The following is a 691-nucleotide window of genomic DNA, read 5'->3' as shown; positions in this document are numbered from 1 at the left end:
TGCCACTGAGATAGGGCATTGGTTGCAATGCGGAACCAGAATTTATGCTCGCCAGCAGGCAAGTCAGTTACGTCGAGAGATTGAATGACTTGATGACCTTGAATTACGTCATCCAGAAATTGTGTTGCCATTAAAGTTGTCACTCCAAAACATCGTTTTGATGCTTATTTGCCATTTGGCTTGAATCAAAAAAGGCGAGAACTTGTCTCGCCTTCTTATCTGTTAATCAGTTTACGCAAAACCCATCACGTGAGCTGCGACGACGACAATGCTCGATAGGGTAAAGAGTAATAGCATAAAGCGCCAGCAGAATTTCGCCCAGTCACCCCAGTCGATACGACACACGCCAAGCGTTGCCATTAGGGAGGCAGAAGTAGGGACTATCACGTTAGTGAAACCATCACCCAGTTGGAATGCCAGAACCGCTACCTGACGAGTTACGCCAGCGATGTCTGCAAGAGGAGACAACAGAGGCATCGTAAGTGCTGCTTGGCCAGAACCCGAGGTCACGAAGAAGTTGAAAATGGATTGGAACACATACATCAACCAAGCTGCGGCAACATCAGGAAGGCCGCTGATCACGCCGCCTGCGCTGTTCAATATCGAGTTCAGTACGCTTGCTTCATCGGTAGTACCCCCCCCCAGAATAAGCAATACACCTTTCGCACAGCCAACCAAAAGAGCAGGAGCT

2 pseudogenes are annotated in these 691 nt (G+C 48.8%); both read right to left on the bottom strand.

Annotated features, from left to right (window positions below):
• Window positions 1–131, bottom strand: a pseudogene (locus R8O11_RS27905) (deacylase); the annotation flags it as partial.
• Window positions 132–231: 100 nt separating this feature from the next.
• Window positions 232–691: pseudogene (locus tag R8O11_RS27900) on the bottom strand (hypothetical protein); the annotation flags it as partial.

The sequence above is a fragment of the Vibrio sp. 1288 genome, from assembly GCF_033344475.1.
Note: the sequence above shows the minus strand (reverse complement) of the source record. Positions and strands in the feature narration are given on the sequence as shown.